Consider the following 15336-nt stretch of genomic DNA (forward strand, 5'->3'; position numbering starts at 1 on the left):
CGGGCTGCTCCTGTCATTTGGTCGGTCCGAACCGTGACAGTATCTGCCGTATGGAGTTCGACGTCTTCATCGAGATCCCCAAGGGCACCCGCAACAAGTACGAGCTGGACCACAAGACGAACCGGCTGCGGCTCGACCGCACCCTGTTCACGGCCACTCAGTACCCGTCCGACTACGGCTTCATCGAGGACACCCTGGGCCAGGACGGCGATCCGCTGGACGCGCTCGTGCTGCTCCCCGAGCCGACCTTCCCCGGCTGCCTGATCAGCGCCCGCGCGATCGGCATGTTCCGGATGACCGACGAGAAGGGCCCGGACGACAAGGTCGTCTGCGTCCCGGCCGGCGACCCGCGCCAGGAGCACCTGCGCGACATCCACCACCTGCCGGAGTTCGACCGGCTCGAGATCCAGCACTTCTTCGAGGTCTACAAGGACCTCGAGCCGGGCAAGTCCGTCGAAGGCGCCACCTGGGTCGGCCGCGCGGACGCCGAGGCCGAGATCAGCGCCTCCTTCGCCCGGCTCAAGACCGAAGGCCACTGAGCGACAGCGACTACCAGCCGACCAGGGAGTACGACGCGTACTCCCGGTCGTCGTTGCGCTGGGCAATGACCGGCGGCTCGGGCGCGGGGGCCGGCTGCGGCTCCTTGCGGCGGTTGGCCGGCCGGAGCCGGGCGAGGGTCGCGGTCCACGCTGTTCGGTTGAGTCTCATCACGTGCATCCCCGTCCTGCGGTGGTTCGGTCCTGCGGTGGTTCAGGGGCGGCCGAAGAAGTCCGGCGGCTCCCAGTAGTAGACGCTCTGGATCTGGACCGGTTTGCCCGAGCGGGGGGCGTGGATCATCCGCCCGTCGCCGAGGTACATGCCGACGTGGTGGATGGTGGCCGGGTTGTCCGGGTCGATCGACCAGAAGATCAGGTCGCCCGGGCGCAGCTCGTCCTCGTCGATGTGCCGGGTCTGCTCGTACTGCGCGACGCTGTAGTGCGGGAGCTGGACGCCGGCCCGCTTCCAGGCGCCCATCATCAGGCCCGAGCAGTCCCAGCGGGAGGGGCCGGTACCGCCCCAGAGGTACATGTCGCCGCGCTGGGCGAGCGCGAAGTTGATCGCCGCCTGGGCGCCCCGGCCGCCCGTACCGCCGCCGCCGGGACGCTCCTTACGCGGCTTCTTCTTCCCGGGTTTCTTGCCCTGCTCGCGCTCCTCGCGCTCTTCCCGGGCCTTCTCGGCCGCTTCGCGGGCGCGCTCGGCGGCCTCGCGGGCGGCGATCTTACGGCGTAGTTCGGCGGCCTTCTTCGCGGCGAGAGCGGCGGCGCGCTGTCGCGCAAGCTCCTCGAGCCCCCGCTGCCGCTGGGCGGCCACCTGGATGGACGTGTTCTGCAGGACGGCGAGCTGGGCGATCGACTGCTGGCGCTGAACGCCCATCGCGGTGACCGCCGCGGACTGCGCGCGCTCGGCCGCCTCGGCCGCCCGCTTCGCCCGCGCGGCCTCGTCGGTCGCCTGCTTCACCTTGACCACGGCCTGATCGGCCTGGACCTTGAACAGATTCGTGACGACCTGGGACGCCGAATAGCGCAAGTACGAGCCCTGCATCGCGGCCGACACCGAGTGCGCGGCGCCGGCCGAGTCGAGCAGCTGCTGCGGCCCTTCGGCGGTGAACAGCGGGCCGAGTTTCGCGATATCGCCGCCGCCTTGGTACGACGCCGCCGCGAACCGGCCGATCTGCTGTCGCTGCTCGGTCAGGGTTTTCTGCGCCTTCGCGGCCCGCGCCGCCGCAGCAGCGGCGTCCTTACGGGCCTGCTCCAGCCGGTAGACGGCTCCGTTGTACGCCTCGTCGGCGATCCCGGACCGGACGCCGAGCTGCTCGAGCCGGGCCTCGGCCGCGGCCAGCTGCTGCTCGATCGCCTTGACCTGCCCCGCCTTGTCGGCGGCCGCCTTCTTGGCCCGCTCGACCGCGGCCTGCGAAGGGATCACCGGCGGCGACGGCTTGGCCTGGGCGGTGACCGGAACAACGGTCATGGAACCGGCCAGACAGACGGTCAACACACCCGAGAGCAGTGTCCGCATGAGGTCGTCCCTTCCGCCAATTGGCCCTCCTGGACCACATACGTGACACTAATTGCCTTGAGCCCCATTGGGAACAGTTTTCACACAAGTATCTTTGTTTCACCTGCGTGTCGACTTGACAAACTACAAGCTTGTAATTCACGAAAAAGCGCCCCGCCGGCCGGAGCCAGGGGGCGCTTCCGCGCTCGGAACAGGGTCAGCGGAGGTTGAACGAGGCAACGACCGGTAGGTGGTCGGAGGCCTGGCTGACCGGTACCGAGGCCTTCGTCGGCCGCAGTTGCCGGCTGTGCAACTGGTAGTCGATCCGGGCCGTGGCGTTGTCCGCCGGGCTCGTGTGCCCGGGTCCGGCGCCGACCTCGGTCCAGGCGTCGGCGAGGACGTCGGTCAGCGTCTTGATCTCCGGCGTATCGGGCCGCGCGTTCAGATCGCCGACGAGCAGCGTCGCCCGTTTCGGCGTCCCGAGCAGCTCGACCACCTTCTGCGCCTGCTCGAGCCGCTCGGGCGGGTTGATGTTGGTCAGGTGCGTGTTCGCGAACCGCAGCTCGGCGCCGCGAACCTTGAGCGTGGCGACCGCGAGCCCGCGCTGCTCACTGCCCGGATACAGCGGCAGCGGCGTGTTCTGGAAGCTCTTGATCGGGAACTTCGACAGGATCGCCGTCCCGTACTGGCGCCGGGGCTCGCCCGGGTTCAGCGGCGGCAGGTCGAGGTTGGCGGCGTACGCGTAGTGCATCTTGAGCCGCTTCGCGAACCACGCGGGCTGGTCGACCCAGTTGCTGCGTTCGCTCCAGTGCCGATCGACCTCCTGCAGGCCGACGACGTCCGCGCCGCTCTGCTCGATCACCGCGGCGATGCGCTCCAGGTCGAGGACGCCGTCCGTCCCGGCGCCGTGATGGATGTTGTACGAAATCACCGTCACCGACCGACCGCGGTCCGGTACGGCGGACGCCGCGACCGGGACGGTCATCAGCAACCCGACCAGCAACACCAATGCGCGCTTCATCGGCCGACCTCCAGTCGCGCAACGGCACCCTTGGCACCGGACGCCCAGCACCCTGCCCGGATGCCGTGGCCGCCGCACTCGACGCTGTCGAAGCTGCCGTCGTAGAACTGCTTCCAGCTCCGGCCGCCGTCCTGGCTGACGTCACTGCCGGACGGGCCGACCGCGATCACCGTGAACGGCGACCAGGGCACGAACGTCGATCCGCTCCGGTAGCCCTTCGGCGCCTTCCCGGCCGGGACCAGCTTCCAGCTGCGACCGCCGTCGTACGTGACCGAGGCGGCCTTCACGGCCTCGGTCGGCTTCTCGAAGTCGCCGCCGACCGCGACCCCGAACAGCGAGTTGCGGAAGGTCAGGCTGAAGATGCCGGCCGCGGCGCCGCTGGCCATCGGGGAGTCGGTGACCGACCAGCGCCGGCCGCCGTCCGACGTCCGGAAGACCCGCGGGCGATCGCCGCCGCCGGTTGCGAACCACGCCGTCCGGCCGCGGCCGGCGACCAGGCACGTCCCGCTCGCGGCGAAGGCGAACTCGCCGGGGAGCGCAGCCGGCATCCCGGCGTTCGATTGGACCTTCCACGAGCGACCGCCGTCCGCGGTGGCGGCGATCCGGAACTTGCCGTCGACCGGGTCGCTGAGCGCGAGCCCGTTGCGGTCGTCGTTGAAGGCGAGGCAGTCGTAGAACGCGTTCGGGTCGGCGTTGCGGAACGTCTCGGTCCAGCTCTTGCCGCCGTCCGCCGTCCGGTAGACGCGGGAGTCGGTGCCCGTCCCGATCGACAGGATCACCGCGCGCTTCGCGTCGAACGCGTGGACGTCGCGGAACTGCAGCGCCTCAGCGCCGGGCGGGCTCACGTTCTGCCAGCGCCGGCCGCCGTCCAGCGTGCGCAGCACTTGTCCTTGGGAGCCACCGACCCAGGCGATGTCTTTGCTGACCGCCGACAACCCGCGGAACTGCGCCGTACTCCCCGTAGGCGTCAAGTTCCATCGGTACGACGGCCCGCCACTCGCCTGGGCCGGTGACAGCTGTGTCACCACCAGCAGACCTCCTGCCGCGATTGCGGCCACACGCAGGAATCTCATGGCCGCAATCTACGCAGGTGTCAGGCCGCCGTCAGCTTGAACGACTGGGCCGCACTGCCGTTGCAGGTGGATTGGACTAGTTGAGTTTGGTCAGCGGTCGAGCCGCCCGGGACGGTCAGGCACTTGCTGGTGTGCCGGACGACGAAGTGGAAGTAGCCGCCGCCTTCGGAGACCGCCTGCCACTGCTGGTTACCGCCGTTGCTGTACGTCCACAGCTGCAGCCCCGCGTTGTCGGTGGTCGCGACGCCCGCGACGTCGATCACCTTGGTCGCGTCGTTGCGGTTGTTCACCCGGGTGAAGCCGTCCGACGTCGGCTGGAACTGGAAGTGCTGCGCGGTGGTCGAGTTGCAGCTGTACTGCTGGACGACCGTGCCGTTCGTCGTCGCGGCGGCGCGGGCGTCGACGCACTTGCCGTTGGCCTTGTTCGCGACCGTGTACCAGCTGTTCGGCGCGGGCTGCTCGACCGGCGGGACCGTGCCGCCGCCACCGCCGAGCCACTTCAGCGCATCCATCACGAACTGGTTCTGCGCCGGGCTGTCGAAGGTCGACGACGTCCGGGTGTTGGTCTGGTAGTTCATCGCGTTGTGGCCGAAGTTCGCGTAGATCATCTTGAAGTTCTTGTTGGTCCAGATGATCGGGTAGTAGCCCGACGTCCAGATGTTGCCCTGCTGGTTGCCGACCGGGAAGCTCGACGGGTCGATCGAGGCGAGCACCTGGATGTTCGGGTTCTGCCGCAGGTCGTACTGCCAGCTGTACCACTCACTGGTCGCCGAGCGGAACGTCGCGCCGGTGTTCACCAGCGACGGGTGCGACCGGTTCTCGGCCCGCAGCGTCACCGGGGACGGAAACCAGGTGTTCGACACGAACCGGCCGGTGCCGAGCAACGTGTTGTTGAACCACGGCCAACCCTGGTTGGCGTCGTTGTAATTCGTCACGTGCCAGCCGAAGAAGGCGCCGCCGTTCTCCATGTAGCGCTGGAAACCCGCTCGCTGCGACTGCACCCAGACCGTGTTGTCGAGGAACATCACGACCTGGTACTGCGAGGCCTGCAGGTTGTTCAGCCGGCTCCAGTCGTTGGTCGCGGTGTAGGTGAAGCCGTTCTGCGCGCCGAACTGCGGGAACCGCTCGTTGGCCTCCTTCACCCAGTCGTTGTGCGCCGCGTCCTGGGTGTTTCCGCTGTAGAAGGCCAGCACGTTGAAGGTCGCTTCAACTTTCGCGGTCGCCGCCGAGGTCAGGCCGACGACGATGGCGAGGACAGCGAGCAGTAACGCGGGCAGGCGTAAGCGATCGGAAGGCATGGGGCGGTCCTCTCCGGAGGGGCGGCGTAGGAAGTTCGGGAATGGGCTTTCCGAGCTTCGGGACTTAAATTAACTCCCGGCGAAAGTCCTGTCCAGAGCTCATCGCCTGGCTCCCCAAAACACTCAGCAACCGCAGCTTCTCGGCGCTCTCGCTCCCCGGCTCAGCGGTGAAAACGACCAGGGTCTGCTGCTGGTCCCGGTTGTCGATCACCTCGCAGTACAGGTCCAGCTCGCCGACGGCCGCGTGCCGGAAGTGCTTCGTCCGGCTGTGCGCGGGGACCACCTCGTGCCGCTCCCAGATCGCCTCGAACTCAGGGCTCGCCTTGCGCAGCGCGGTCACCAGGCCGGCGGCGTACGACTTGGGACCGTCGGCGGTCGCGGTCATCCGCAGCAGTGAGACGAGCAGCCGGCTGTGCCGCTCGGCCTCGGCGTCCTGGTAAAGCACGCGGGACTCCGGGTGGACGAACCAGCGGTAGGCCTCGCTGCGCTCCATCCCTTCGAAGTTGGTCTGCTCACCGGCCAGCGCGACATGCGCCGGAGTTTGCGCGAGGGTCTCGCCGCAGCGGTTGATCAACAGGGCCGGGGTGTCCTGCAGCCGGTCCATGATCCGGAGCATCCCCGGGTCGACGTGACAGGCGCGCGTCGTCCGCGGCGGCGTACCGTGCCCGGCGAGCACGAACAGGTAGTCGCGCTCCTCCATCGTCATCCGGAGCGCGCGGGCGATCGAGCCGAGCATGTCGACCGACGGCTGCGGGCCGCGGCCGCCTTCGAGCCGGCTGTAGTAGTCGGTCGACATCGAGGCCAGGACGGCGACCTCCTCGCGCCGCAATCCGGGTGTCCGACGGCGTCGTCCACGCGGCATGCCGACGTCCTCGGGCTGCAGGGCCTCGCGGCGTTTGCGGAGGAAATCGGACAGGTCGGCGTACTCCATGCTTCCAGTGTGCTCGCCCGGCCGGAGTTATCCACTGCTTGCCGAGCAGTGGCTGGACCGAGCCTGGTTGCCGACGGCATCCGGTTCGAGGCTGGAGCCATGAAAACGACTGGCAACACGATCTTCATGACCGGCGGCACCTCGGGGATCGGCCTCGAACTGGCCCGCCGCTTCCGCGACCTCGGCAACACCGTGATCATCAGCGGCCGCCGCAAGGACCTGCTCGACCGGATCGCCGCCGAGGACGGTATCCAGGGCGTCGTCCTGGACGTCGCCGACCCGGCCGCCCTCGAAGCCGTCGCCGCTGCGCACCCCGACGTCAACGTCCTGATCACCATGGCCGGCATCATGCGCGCCGAGGACCTGCACACCCCCGACCTCGCCGTCGCCGAGGAAACCATCGCGATCAACCTGCTCGGCACCATTCGCGCGATCGCCGCCTTCACCCCGCAACTGCGGACCCGCCCGGACGCCGCCATCGTCACCGTGAGCTCCGGCCTCGCCTTCGTCCCGCTGGCGATCACCCCGACCTACAACGCCACCAAGGCCGCCGTCCACAGCTACACCCAGAGCCTGCGCATCCAGCTCGCCGACACCGGCATCCAGGTCGTCGAACTGGTCCCACCCGCCGTCCAGACCAACCTCATGAACGGCGCCGCCCCCGACCCCACCTGGATGCCCCTCGCCGAGTACGCCGACGAGTCCATCACCCTCTTCCAGCAACACCCCGAAGCTGAAGAAATCCTCGTCGACCGAGTCCACTTCCTCCGCTCCGCCGAACGCGAGAACCGCCACGCCCAAGCCGTCGCCGCCCTCAACACGCACTAGCGATACTGGCCCGATGGACGAGGCCCAGGCACGCCGGCGACTACGTCGCGCACGACGAAGCCGGCGCCGCCTGGTTCCGAGCTGGACCGGGGACGGCGCAACGCGGAAGCTCCGCGACGGCGCCGTGCACGGTGACCTGAGCGCCTTGCGGGTGCTGTCGACGCCGCCTCCCGATCAGCTCCTCCTCGAAGCGTGGCAGCTGTGCTCGACCAGAGCTACCACCACAGGCTGGTCCGCGGCCATCTCGAACGGGAGGGCGCGTACCGGAACCTGTCCGAAACCGATCGTGACACTGCCCTGCTTCGCGATCTGGCCGACCTGGTCCGTGACCCCGGAAAGCAGGTCCTGACGACGAGAATGCGCCGCGTGGTCACCGCCGCAGCCACGCTCGGCGACCACCCGTTGGCGACAATCGCGCAACGGCGCCTGCGCCGCCTACCGCCGAGCCACCACCTAGTCAGCCAGCGCCTGCTCGATCCGCTCCACCTTCGCGGTCAGCTGCCCCGTGAAGCCCGGCCGGATATCCGCCTTCAACACCAAACTCACCCGCGGCGAAACCGCAGCCACCACCTCGACGGCCTCCTTCACCACCGCCATCACCTCGTCCCACTCACCCTCGATATTGGTGAACATGGCGTTGGTCTCGTTGGGGAGGCCGGAGGCGCGAACGACGCGGACGGCCGCAGCCACCGCTTCGCTCACGCCTCCGGTCTCGTCACCCGACAGTGGGCTGATGCTGAACGCGACGATCATGTGTCCAGTTTGTCAGTCTCTTCGGTGGCGAGGCGTTCGGTGGCGGTGGTGGTCAGGAGGGGCTTCTCCTTGATGAAGACCACGGCGATCAGGGCGAGGACGGCGACGGGGACGGAGAGCATGAAGAGCTCCGCGGTGGCGACGCCGTACGCGTTCTCGACGGCGACGCGGGCCGCCGGCGGGAGTTCGGCGAGGTTGGGGACGGCGCCGCCGCCACCGCCGCCGGACCCGCCCAGCTCCTCGATGACGCGGTTGGCCAGGATGGCCCCGAGGACGCTGACGCCGATGGTGCCGCCCATCGAGCGGAAGAAGCTGACCGCGGACGTCGCGGCGCCCAGCTCCCGGGCCGGGACGTCGTTCTGCGCGGCGAGGACCAGGTTCTGCATGACCAGGCCGATGCCGATACCCAGCACGAGCATGAAGGACCACAGCATGTACTTCGAGGTGTGCGCCTCGATGGTGCCGAACAGGGCCAGACCGATCGGGAGCAGGATGCTGCCGACGACCAGGTAGATCTTCCACTTGCCGTACTTCGTGATCAGCGCGCCGGCGACCGTGGAGGCGCCCATCATGCCGATGATCATCGGCAGACCCATCAGACCGGCCGCGGTCGGCGAGTAGCCCTGCGCGATCTGGAAGTACTGCGCGAGGAACACCGAGCCGCCGAACATCGCGACGCCGACCAGCGTGCTGGCGACGATGGCCAGCGTCACCGTGCGGTTGCGGAACAGGTCCATCGGGATGATCGGCTCGGGGTGCCGGCGCTCGATCAGCACGGCGGCCAGCAGCGAGAGCAACCCGACCAGGACGAGCACGAAGCTCCACCCGGACACCCACTCGTAGTTCTTGCCGGCGAGCGATACCCAGACCAGCAGCGTGCTCACGCCGGCGGTGATGAAGAACGCTCCCCACCAGTCGATCCGCACGTCCCGCCGGACCGTCGGCAGGTGCAGCGTGCGCTGCAGCAGGAAGATCGCGACCAGCACGAACGGGACGCCGATCAGGAAGCAGGCCCGCCAGCCCAGCGGCGAGTCGACCAGGAAGCCGCCGAGCAGCGGGCCGCCGACGGTCGCCGAGGCGAAGACCGCGCCGAAGATGCCCGAGTAGCGGCCGAGCTCACGCGGCGGGATGATCGCCGCCATCACGATCTGCACCAGCGCGGTCAGCCCGCCGCCGCCCAGCCCCTGCAGGACGCGGCTGCCGAGCAGCACCTCGATATTCGGCGCGAACCCGGCCACCAGCGAGCCGACGACGAAGAAGCCGAGCGACAGCTGGACGAGCAGCTTGTTGTTGTAGAGGTCGGCGAGCTTGCCCCACAACGGCACGGTCGCCGTCATCGCGAGCAGCTCGACGGTCACGACCCAGGTGTACGACGACTGGCTCGCCTGCAGATCGCTGATGATCCGCGGCAACGCGGTCGACACCACGGTGCCGGCCAGGATCGCGACGAACAGTCCCATCATCAGACCGGACATGGCCTGGACGGTCTGCCGCGGCGTCAGCGTCGCGACGGAGCCGGTCCCCCCGGCCGAGGTGGTCGTCATGATTGACCTTTCCGATAGTCAGGGTCGAGGCCCTGGGCAAGTAGTTGTAAGGCCGCGTCGACGAGGTCGGCGGGGGCGGCGTCCGGCGTCTCCCGGTGCAGCTCGACGGCGATCCGGCAGGCGGCGCCGGCGTTGCTGACCACCAGCCGGGCCCGGAGCGGATCGCCGATCCGCTCCGCCAGCGCCACGGACAGCTGACGCTCGTCGTCCATACTCGACAGCATCAGGTGGTAGAGCAGGCTGGGTGAGCCCATGATCAGCTCGCCGCGGCGCGACAGCTCGCCCTCGTCGAGCAGCTCCCGCAGGACGTCGTGCACGATCAGCCGCATCGTCGTCAACGGCGACTGCTCGGCCGGCGCCGTCGCGATCAGCTCGAGCGCGCGCTCCAGGTGCGCGGGATTGCGCCCGAGGATCGCGTGCTCCTTGTGCGGGAAGTAGTTGAAGAAGGTCCGCACCGACACGTCGGCCGCCGCGGCGATCTCCTCCACCGTGACGTTGTCCGGCCCCTTCTCCAGCGCCAGCCGCAGGGCGGCCTCCGCCAGCGCCGCCCTGGTCTGGAGCTTCTTCCGCTCCCGCAACCCGCCCTCGACCTGCTTCACCCGAAGAGCGTAGCCACAAACTTGCACTCACTGCAAATAAATATCCCTGCAATTTTGCAGGGCTGCACGAAGAGGCAGAAAGCGGTTACCTTCCGCGCGGACGGCGGACGAACTGCGGCATCGCGAGGATGTTGTGCGGATAGGGCAACGGCCCGTCCCCGGCCTCGGTCAGCCGACGCATCTGCTCGGCATCGAGCTCCCATCCGACAGCGCCGAGATTGTCGGCGAGTTGCTCCGGCGTCCGGGCGCCGACGATCGGCGCAGTCAGCCCGGGCCGCTGCAGCACCCAGCGCAGCGCGACCTGAGCCGGCGTCTTCCCGATCTCCGCCGCGACGGTCCGCAGTACGTCGAGCACTCGCCAGGTCCGGTCGTTGTCGTGCGCATCCCAGTCGGCCTGACTGCTCCGACCGCCCGCGGGCGGGCCGCCGGCGTCCTTGCTGTACTTCCCCGACAACCAGCCGCCGGCCAGCGGGCTCCACGCGATGACGCCGACACCCTCGTTCAGCGCGACTGGGACGAGGTCGAGTTCGGCGTCCCGGTCGAGGAGGTTGTAGAGCGGCTGCAGGCTGACGTACGGCTCCCAACCACGGTGATTCGAGAGGTCGATCGCCTTCTGGAGCTGCCAACCGGCGAGGTTGCTGGCGCCGATGAAGCGGACCTTGCCGCTGGTCACCAGCGCATCCAGCGTCGCGAGCGTCTCCTCCAGCGGCGTCGCGTCGTCCCAGACGTGGATCTGATAGAGGTCGATGAAGTCGGTCCGCAAGCGACGGAGGCTGGCGTCGACCCCGGCCAGGATGTGTTTGCGGCCCGCGCCGCGGACCGGCAGACCGGGCCCGGCCTCGCCGTACACCTTGGTCGCGATCACCAGGTCGTCGCGATTCTGGTGCTGCAGCCAACTGCCGATGATCTCCTCGGAGAGGCCGCCGGAGTACGTGTCAGCGGTGTCGATGAAGGTGCCGCCCGCGGCGACGAAGGTGTCGAGGATGTGGTGGGCCGTCGGTTCGTCGGTGCCGGGTCCGAAGGTCATCGTGCCGAGGCAGAGTTCACTGACCTGCAGGCCGGTCCGGCCGAGAAAGCGCTTGTCCATGGCGGGCACGCTAACTGCGCGTGGGGCGACATGCCGGACCCGCTGCGCTTCGGTAATTGGTCAACTACGGTGCGTCAGGTGACTTTCGAGACCACTCCGTCCACAATGACTCGTCGCCGCTTCGCCGGCCTGACCGCCCTCACCGCGGCCGCCGCGACCGGCCTCACCCGCATCGGGCCGGCCGAGGCCGCGCCGTACGTTCCCGCTCTCGTCGTCGGCACCGGGTACGGCGCTGCCGTCACCGCCCTGCGCCTGGGCGCCGCCGGGATCAAGACCACCATGATCGAGATGGGCCAGCTCTGGAACACCGCAGGTAAGGACGGCAAGGTCTTCTGCTCGACCCTGAATCCGGACCGGCGCTCGATGTGGTTCCACCGCCGGACCGAGGCGCCCCTCGACACCTTTCTCTGGCTCGACGTGGTCAACCGCGACCTCGGCCGCCCGTACGCCGGCGTCCTGGACCGGATCGACTTCCCGAACATGGGCGTGTACGTCGGCCGCGGCGTCGGCGGCGGCTCGCTGGTGAACGGCGGGATGGCGCCGACCCCCGACCGCGCGTACTTCGAGAAGGTGCTGCCGCAGGTGGACGCCGACGCGATGTATCGGCGGTACTTCCCGCTCGCGCGCCGGATGCTCGGCGTGAACACGATCGACCCGCGCTACCTGGAGCAGACGCCGGTCTACAAGTACGCGCGGGTCTCCCGGCGGCACGCCCACCGGGCCGGCTTCCGGACGAGCGTCGTACCGAACGTCTACGACTTCAACTACCTGCGGCGCGAGGAGAAGAAGCAGGCGCCGCGCTCGGCGCTGGCCGGCGAGGTCATCTACGGCAACAACCACGGCAAGCTGTCCCTGGACAAGACCTACCTGGCCGACGCCCTCGGCACCGGCAACGTCACCATTCGGACACTCACTCGGGTCACGACGATTCGCCAGCACGGTAAGGGCTATTTGGTCGGACTCGAACAGATCGATGCCTGGGGCAAGGTCATCCGCCGCAGCGAGCTCGCCTGCCGGCACCTGTTCCTCGGCGCCGGCAGCGTCGGCACCACCGAACTGTTGCTGCGGGCAAGGGAAACCGGAACCCTGCCCGACCTCCCGGCCGCGATCGGTCGCGGCTGGGGCACCAACGGCAACGTGATGACGGCGCGCGCCAACCACCTCTGGGATCCAACCGGCACTCTGCAGTCGACCATCCCGACCCTTGCCATCGACAACTGGCGACACCCGAAGCACCCCGCCTTCGCCGAGATCGCCCCGCTCCCGGTCGGTCTCGAGACCTGGGCCAGCCTCTACCTCGCGATCACCGTCAACCCCGAACGCGGCCACTTCACCTACAACCACCACACCGACCGCGCCGACCTGCACTGGTCGGCCGGCCAGAGCACCCCGTCGATCCGCTCGGCCCAGTTCCTCTTCGACAAGATCAACAAGGCGATCGGGACGACGTACCGCCGCGACCTCTTCACCGGCAACCGCCCCTTCGCCGCCGACTTCTGCTACCACCCCCTCGGCGGCGCCCTCCTCGGCAAAGCCACCGACAACTACGGCCGGGTCCGCAACCACCCCAACCTCTACATCACCGACAGCGCCCTCATCCCCGGCACCCTCGGCGTCAACCCCTTCGTCACCATCACCGCCCTCGCCGAACGCAACATCACCCACATCCTCGCCAAGGACCTCAACCGCCGGTAGAATCAGCCGAAAGCCTCCGCCGCGTCGACGCGTGCGGAGGCTTTCGCGTATGCCCGTTCTCTACCGAGCCGCCATCGCAGACCTCCGCGGCGCCCACATCCTGCCCCTCAACCAACTACGCACCGAGCACCCGGACCTGTACGCCCGCGGGCTCACCAAGTACGCCGCCCACCCCACCTACCTCCACCCCTGGGCCGACATCCCCCACATCCTGCACCGCGGCCCCCTACCCGCCGCCTGGTTCACCCACTGATATCACCACCGCGTAGTACCCCGCCGGATGTCCCTCCCCGATCGCCACCCCACCAACCTCCACCCACGCATGCGCCCCGAACGGCGGATGCTTCCGCACCCCCACACACCAGGTCGGCCACTGCCCCCGCGCCCGGCACAACAACGCAACCGCAATCGACCGCGGCAAACACCCCTGCGGCCCCGAACACTCCATACTCACCGCAACCACCGCCGCCCGCGCCCGCTCAACCACCCCCACCTCAGCCGGCCGCGCCCCCCGCGCCAACCGCTCCATACCCCCCGCAACCTCTCCGGCGACCGCCTCGCCAACCCCCGAGCCACCGGCACCACAAACCAAACCGCCACCCGCCACCCCCAAGAAACCGACTTCGGGTCATACGTGATGGCGCCCGTAACACTCATCGAACAACCAGCTTCGCCAGCTCCAGCTCACGAACCAGCTCGTCGACATCAGCGCGCGCGGTGGCGGCGTCCACTGCATACTCGTCAGTGATCGCCGCGACCGCCTCGTCGGCGCCCCCGCCGTCGAGCATCGCCCGCACCGCCAACACACCCGACGGATTGAGGCTGAAGAACCCACCGGCCGACTGATCCAGCAGCACCCATCCATAGTCCGTCTCGACCATCGTCACCGCCGGTCCGAGCTTCATCGCACTCCCTTCAACCACGCTTCGATCTCGAGCACCCGTTCCACCGGACCACAGGTCGCATCGTGATGCGGTCCCTGACAGATCCTTCGGACGGCGGCCACATCCACCAACCCCAATCGCCCGAGCTCGGAGTCGTCGAGTAGCGCGAGCAACTCCGCGCGGTGCTTGCTCCAGCCCTTTGCGACCGCCATCGAGGTCTCGGCCTTGTCGGTCCGCTGCAAGGTCCGCTCCGGCAGCACGCCCGCCATCGCCGTCGCCAGCAACGGCTTGTACCGGCGCGGATCGAGCACCTCGTCCGGTCGCACCGCGAGACAGGCCTCCAGCACCCGGTCATCCAGAAAGGGCACCGCCACCGGTACGCCGTCCGCTTCGCCCTGTTGCGCCACGTGCCGAGCAGCCGCGGCTCCACTGTGGACCGATTCAAGTGTCGCGTGGACTCCACGGGTCGCCGCCAACGGCTCAACCTCCTGCGTGAATGCATCCCGCGCCAGTGCCTTGGCGTCGGCGGTCAGCCAGTCCGGCAACTGCGGCGGATTCCCCCACGCCAGCACCTCCCGCCGGCCGGCCTGCGGACGATCGAGGCTCGTCGCGAACCAGGCGGCGTACGGCGTGCGCTCCGTCAACACGCCGGCGATCGCGCCGGCCGACAACCGATACTTCGCCTGGATCTGTTTCGCGAGGCGAGCAGCTCGGAGCGGACTCCGCCGGGCGATATCTGTCAGCCAGACCGGTGGCCACAGCAGCATCTCGTCCGCACCGTACCCGGCGAAACGCAGCTCGGCCTGATGCCGAAGCGCCCGCGCACTCGCAGATCCGAGCAGCCCTCGATACAACGAGACCGACGTCGGCTCGTCGAACGGCCCCGGCTTCATCCCCTGGAACGGCAGCGGCGCCTCATCCGCCGGCAGGAGGTCGTGATCGGCCCCGACGCTGTTCGCCAGAAACTGTGCAGCCACGGCATCGCCGTCCATCGGATCGTCGCCCTCGACGGTCAAGCCGACGACCGGCCCGCCACGCGCCGCGATTCCGAGCAATGAACTCGAGTCCAGCCCGCTGAGATCACAGGCCACTTTCCGCTTACCCTGCTGGCGATCACGGACCGCGGTCTCCAGCGCCGCACGCAGCCCGACTGCAGCCTGCGCCAAGGGGAGCTCGGAGTCCGGCGGCGTCCACCACCGCTCAGCCCGGCCCGAGGCCAGGTCCACCCAATGCCCAGGTGCAACCGCGGTCACTCCCGACCACGCGGAGCGCGACATCAGCGGCGCCGGCGGACTCGGCCACAGCAACTGGACCGCGAGCCCGGCCGGATCCGGTCCAGCCCCGAGCAGCTCGGCCAACACATCCCCGCGATCCGACGCGATCCCCACACCGTCCAGGCGAGTATGAAACAACCTCAGAGGCCGAGCCAGGCGCCACCAATCTCGCGCCGGCCGCCAACCGCGCCGGCGGTCACCCGGCCGAACTCACCCTGATGGGTGAGGGTCGGACGCTCGTACTCCTTCTTGGGCTCTTCCTCGCGCATATGTGGCCTCCACATCGTTCGACGGAACTGACGAGTTCTCGTTCTA

The 15336-nt window shown here is 68.8% G+C and carries 18 protein-coding genes; 4 read left to right on the forward strand and 14 right to left on the reverse strand.

The features are described from left to right. Positions 1–50: 50 nt before the first annotated feature. Positions 51–539 (forward strand): inorganic diphosphatase, encoded by a 489-nt coding sequence (locus HPO96_RS20615; RefSeq protein WP_171675118.1) that lies wholly within the window; start codon positions 51–53, stop codon positions 537–539. A gap of 10 nt (positions 540–549) precedes the next feature. Here the strand turns inward: HPO96_RS20615 and HPO96_RS20620 are convergent, their stop codons facing one another. The 6 genes from HPO96_RS20620 to HPO96_RS20645 all read right to left on the reverse strand — a co-directional run bounded on the left by HPO96_RS20620 (position 550) and on the right by HPO96_RS20645 (position 6357). Then, positions 550–708, reverse strand: coding sequence for a hypothetical protein (locus HPO96_RS20620; RefSeq protein ID WP_171675119.1), 159 nt, complete (start codon positions 706–708; stop codon positions 550–552). A gap of 42 nt (positions 709–750) precedes the next feature. Next, positions 751–2055 (reverse strand): C40 family peptidase, encoded by a 1305-nt coding sequence (locus tag HPO96_RS20625; protein ID WP_171675120.1) that lies wholly within the window; start codon positions 2053–2055, stop codon positions 751–753. A gap of 196 nt (positions 2056–2251) precedes the next feature. After that, on the reverse strand, positions 2252–3055 hold the full coding sequence (locus HPO96_RS20630) for an endonuclease/exonuclease/phosphatase family protein (protein ID WP_171675121.1): 804 nt from the start codon (positions 3053–3055) through the stop codon (positions 2252–2254). After that, complete coding sequence (locus tag HPO96_RS20635; RefSeq protein ID WP_171675122.1) at positions 3052–4128, reverse strand: WD40/YVTN/BNR-like repeat-containing protein; 1077 nt, start codon at positions 4126–4128, stop codon at positions 3052–3054. Before HPO96_RS20635 ends, HPO96_RS20630 begins: the two co-directional genes overlap by 4 nt. 20 nt (positions 4129–4148) lie before the next feature. Further along, complete coding sequence (locus HPO96_RS20640) at positions 4149–5426, reverse strand: ThuA domain-containing protein (protein ID WP_171675123.1); 1278 nt, start codon at positions 5424–5426, stop codon at positions 4149–4151. Positions 5427–5490: 64 nt separating this feature from the next. Continuing rightward, positions 5491–6357, reverse strand: a complete 867-nt coding sequence (locus HPO96_RS20645; RefSeq protein WP_171675124.1) for a helix-turn-helix transcriptional regulator — start codon at positions 6355–6357, stop codon at positions 5491–5493. Between the two features lie 99 nt (positions 6358–6456). On the opposite strand from HPO96_RS20645, the gene HPO96_RS20650 reads away from it, so the two are divergent. After that, a complete protein-coding gene (locus tag HPO96_RS20650) occupies positions 6457–7185 on the forward strand; it encodes an SDR family oxidoreductase (RefSeq protein ID WP_171675125.1) in 729 nt (242 codons plus the stop codon). A 453-nt stretch (positions 7186–7638) separates the two neighbouring features. Here HPO96_RS20650 and HPO96_RS20655 read toward each other — a convergent pair whose 3' ends face one another. The 4 genes from HPO96_RS20655 to HPO96_RS20670 all read right to left on the reverse strand — a co-directional run bounded on the left by HPO96_RS20655 (position 7639) and on the right by HPO96_RS20670 (position 11168). Further along, positions 7639–7938 (reverse strand): thiamine-binding protein, encoded by a 300-nt coding sequence (locus HPO96_RS20655; protein ID WP_171675126.1) that lies wholly within the window; start codon positions 7936–7938, stop codon positions 7639–7641. Next, on the reverse strand, positions 7935–9482 hold the full coding sequence (locus HPO96_RS20660; RefSeq protein ID WP_171675127.1) for an MFS transporter: 1548 nt from the start codon (positions 9480–9482) through the stop codon (positions 7935–7937). The genes HPO96_RS20655 and HPO96_RS20660 overlap by 4 nt, the downstream gene beginning before the upstream one ends. Further along, a complete protein-coding gene (locus HPO96_RS20665) occupies positions 9479–10081 on the reverse strand; it encodes a TetR family transcriptional regulator (protein WP_171675128.1) in 603 nt (200 codons plus the stop codon). The genes HPO96_RS20660 and HPO96_RS20665 overlap by 4 nt, the downstream gene beginning before the upstream one ends. An 85-nt stretch (positions 10082–10166) precedes the next feature. Beyond that, a complete protein-coding gene (locus tag HPO96_RS20670; protein WP_171675129.1) occupies positions 10167–11168 on the reverse strand; it encodes an aldo/keto reductase in 1002 nt (333 codons plus the stop codon). Positions 11169–11246: 78 nt separating this feature from the next. Between HPO96_RS20670 and HPO96_RS20675 the strand changes: the two genes are divergently transcribed. Next, positions 11247–12863 (forward strand): GMC oxidoreductase, encoded by a 1617-nt coding sequence (locus tag HPO96_RS20675; RefSeq protein WP_337796732.1) that lies wholly within the window; start codon positions 11247–11249, stop codon positions 12861–12863. A 49-nt stretch (positions 12864–12912) separates the two neighbouring features. Then, positions 12913–13116, forward strand: coding sequence for a hypothetical protein (locus HPO96_RS20680; RefSeq protein WP_171675130.1), 204 nt, complete (start codon positions 12913–12915; stop codon positions 13114–13116). Here the strand turns inward: HPO96_RS20680 and HPO96_RS39905 are convergent. The 4 genes from HPO96_RS39905 to HPO96_RS38420 form a co-directional block, all read right to left on the reverse strand. Next, positions 13090–13392 carry a lasso peptide biosynthesis B2 protein gene (locus HPO96_RS39905; protein ID WP_202886179.1) on the reverse strand — a complete coding sequence of 101 codons (303 nt, stop codon included), beginning with the start codon at positions 13390–13392 and terminating at the stop codon, positions 13090–13092. The two genes, HPO96_RS20680 and HPO96_RS39905, sit on opposite strands and share 27 nt — an antisense overlap. A 124-nt stretch (positions 13393–13516) precedes the next feature. Then, positions 13517–13768, reverse strand: a complete 252-nt coding sequence (locus HPO96_RS20690) for a lasso peptide biosynthesis PqqD family chaperone (protein ID WP_171675131.1) — start codon at positions 13766–13768, stop codon at positions 13517–13519. Further along, complete coding sequence (locus HPO96_RS20695) at positions 13765–15135, reverse strand: asparagine synthase-related protein (RefSeq protein ID WP_171675132.1); 1371 nt, start codon at positions 15133–15135, stop codon at positions 13765–13767. The genes HPO96_RS20690 and HPO96_RS20695 overlap by 4 nt, the downstream gene beginning before the upstream one ends. A gap of 26 nt (positions 15136–15161) precedes the next feature. Further along, a complete protein-coding gene (locus HPO96_RS38420) occupies positions 15162–15290 on the reverse strand; it encodes a keywimysin-related RiPP (protein ID WP_238355314.1) in 129 nt (42 codons plus the stop codon). Between the last annotated feature and the right edge of the window lie 46 nt (positions 15291–15336).

The sequence above is a fragment of the Kribbella sandramycini genome (assembly GCF_013131805.1).
GTDB lineage: Bacteria > Actinomycetota > Actinomycetes > Propionibacteriales > Kribbellaceae > Kribbella > Kribbella sandramycini.

Excerpts from the sequence above, each read along its gene's own strand:
- HPO96_RS20615 (WP_171675118.1), top strand. The coding sequence starts at position 51 with ATGGAGTTCGACGTCTTCATCGAGATCCCCAAGGGCACCCGCAACAAG.
- HPO96_RS20620 (WP_171675119.1), bottom strand. The coding sequence starts at position 708 with ATGAGACTCAACCGAACAGCGTGGACCGCGACCCTCGCCCGGCTCCGG.
- HPO96_RS20625 (WP_171675120.1), bottom strand. The coding sequence starts at position 2,055 with ATGCGGACACTGCTCTCGGGTGTGTTGACCGTCTGTCTGGCCGGTTCC.
- HPO96_RS20630 (WP_171675121.1), bottom strand. The coding sequence starts at position 3,055 with ATGAAGCGCGCATTGGTGTTGCTGGTCGGGTTGCTGATGACCGTCCCG.
- HPO96_RS20635 (WP_171675122.1), bottom strand. The coding sequence starts at position 4,128 with ATGAGATTCCTGCGTGTGGCCGCAATCGCGGCAGGAGGTCTGCTGGTG.
- HPO96_RS20640 (WP_171675123.1), bottom strand. The coding sequence starts at position 5,426 with ATGCCTTCCGATCGCTTACGCCTGCCCGCGTTACTGCTCGCTGTCCTC.
- HPO96_RS20645 (WP_171675124.1), bottom strand. The coding sequence starts at position 6,357 with ATGGAGTACGCCGACCTGTCCGATTTCCTCCGCAAACGCCGCGAGGCC.
- HPO96_RS20650 (WP_171675125.1), top strand. The coding sequence starts at position 6,457 with ATGAAAACGACTGGCAACACGATCTTCATGACCGGCGGCACCTCGGGG.
- HPO96_RS20655 (WP_171675126.1), bottom strand. The coding sequence starts at position 7,938 with ATGATCGTCGCGTTCAGCATCAGCCCACTGTCGGGTGACGAGACCGGA.
- HPO96_RS20660 (WP_171675127.1), bottom strand. The coding sequence starts at position 9,482 with ATGACGACCACCTCGGCCGGGGGGACCGGCTCCGTCGCGACGCTGACG.
- HPO96_RS20670 (WP_171675129.1), bottom strand. The coding sequence starts at position 11,168 with ATGGACAAGCGCTTTCTCGGCCGGACCGGCCTGCAGGTCAGTGAACTC.
- HPO96_RS20680 (WP_171675130.1), top strand. The coding sequence starts at position 12,913 with ATGCCCGTTCTCTACCGAGCCGCCATCGCAGACCTCCGCGGCGCCCAC.
- HPO96_RS39905 (WP_202886179.1), bottom strand. The coding sequence starts at position 13,392 with ATGGAGCGGTTGGCGCGGGGGGCGCGGCCGGCTGAGGTGGGGGTGGTT.
- HPO96_RS20690 (WP_171675131.1), bottom strand. The coding sequence starts at position 13,768 with ATGAAGCTCGGACCGGCGGTGACGATGGTCGAGACGGACTATGGATGG.
- HPO96_RS38420 (WP_238355314.1), bottom strand. The coding sequence starts at position 15,290 with ATGCGCGAGGAAGAGCCCAAGAAGGAGTACGAGCGTCCGACCCTCACC.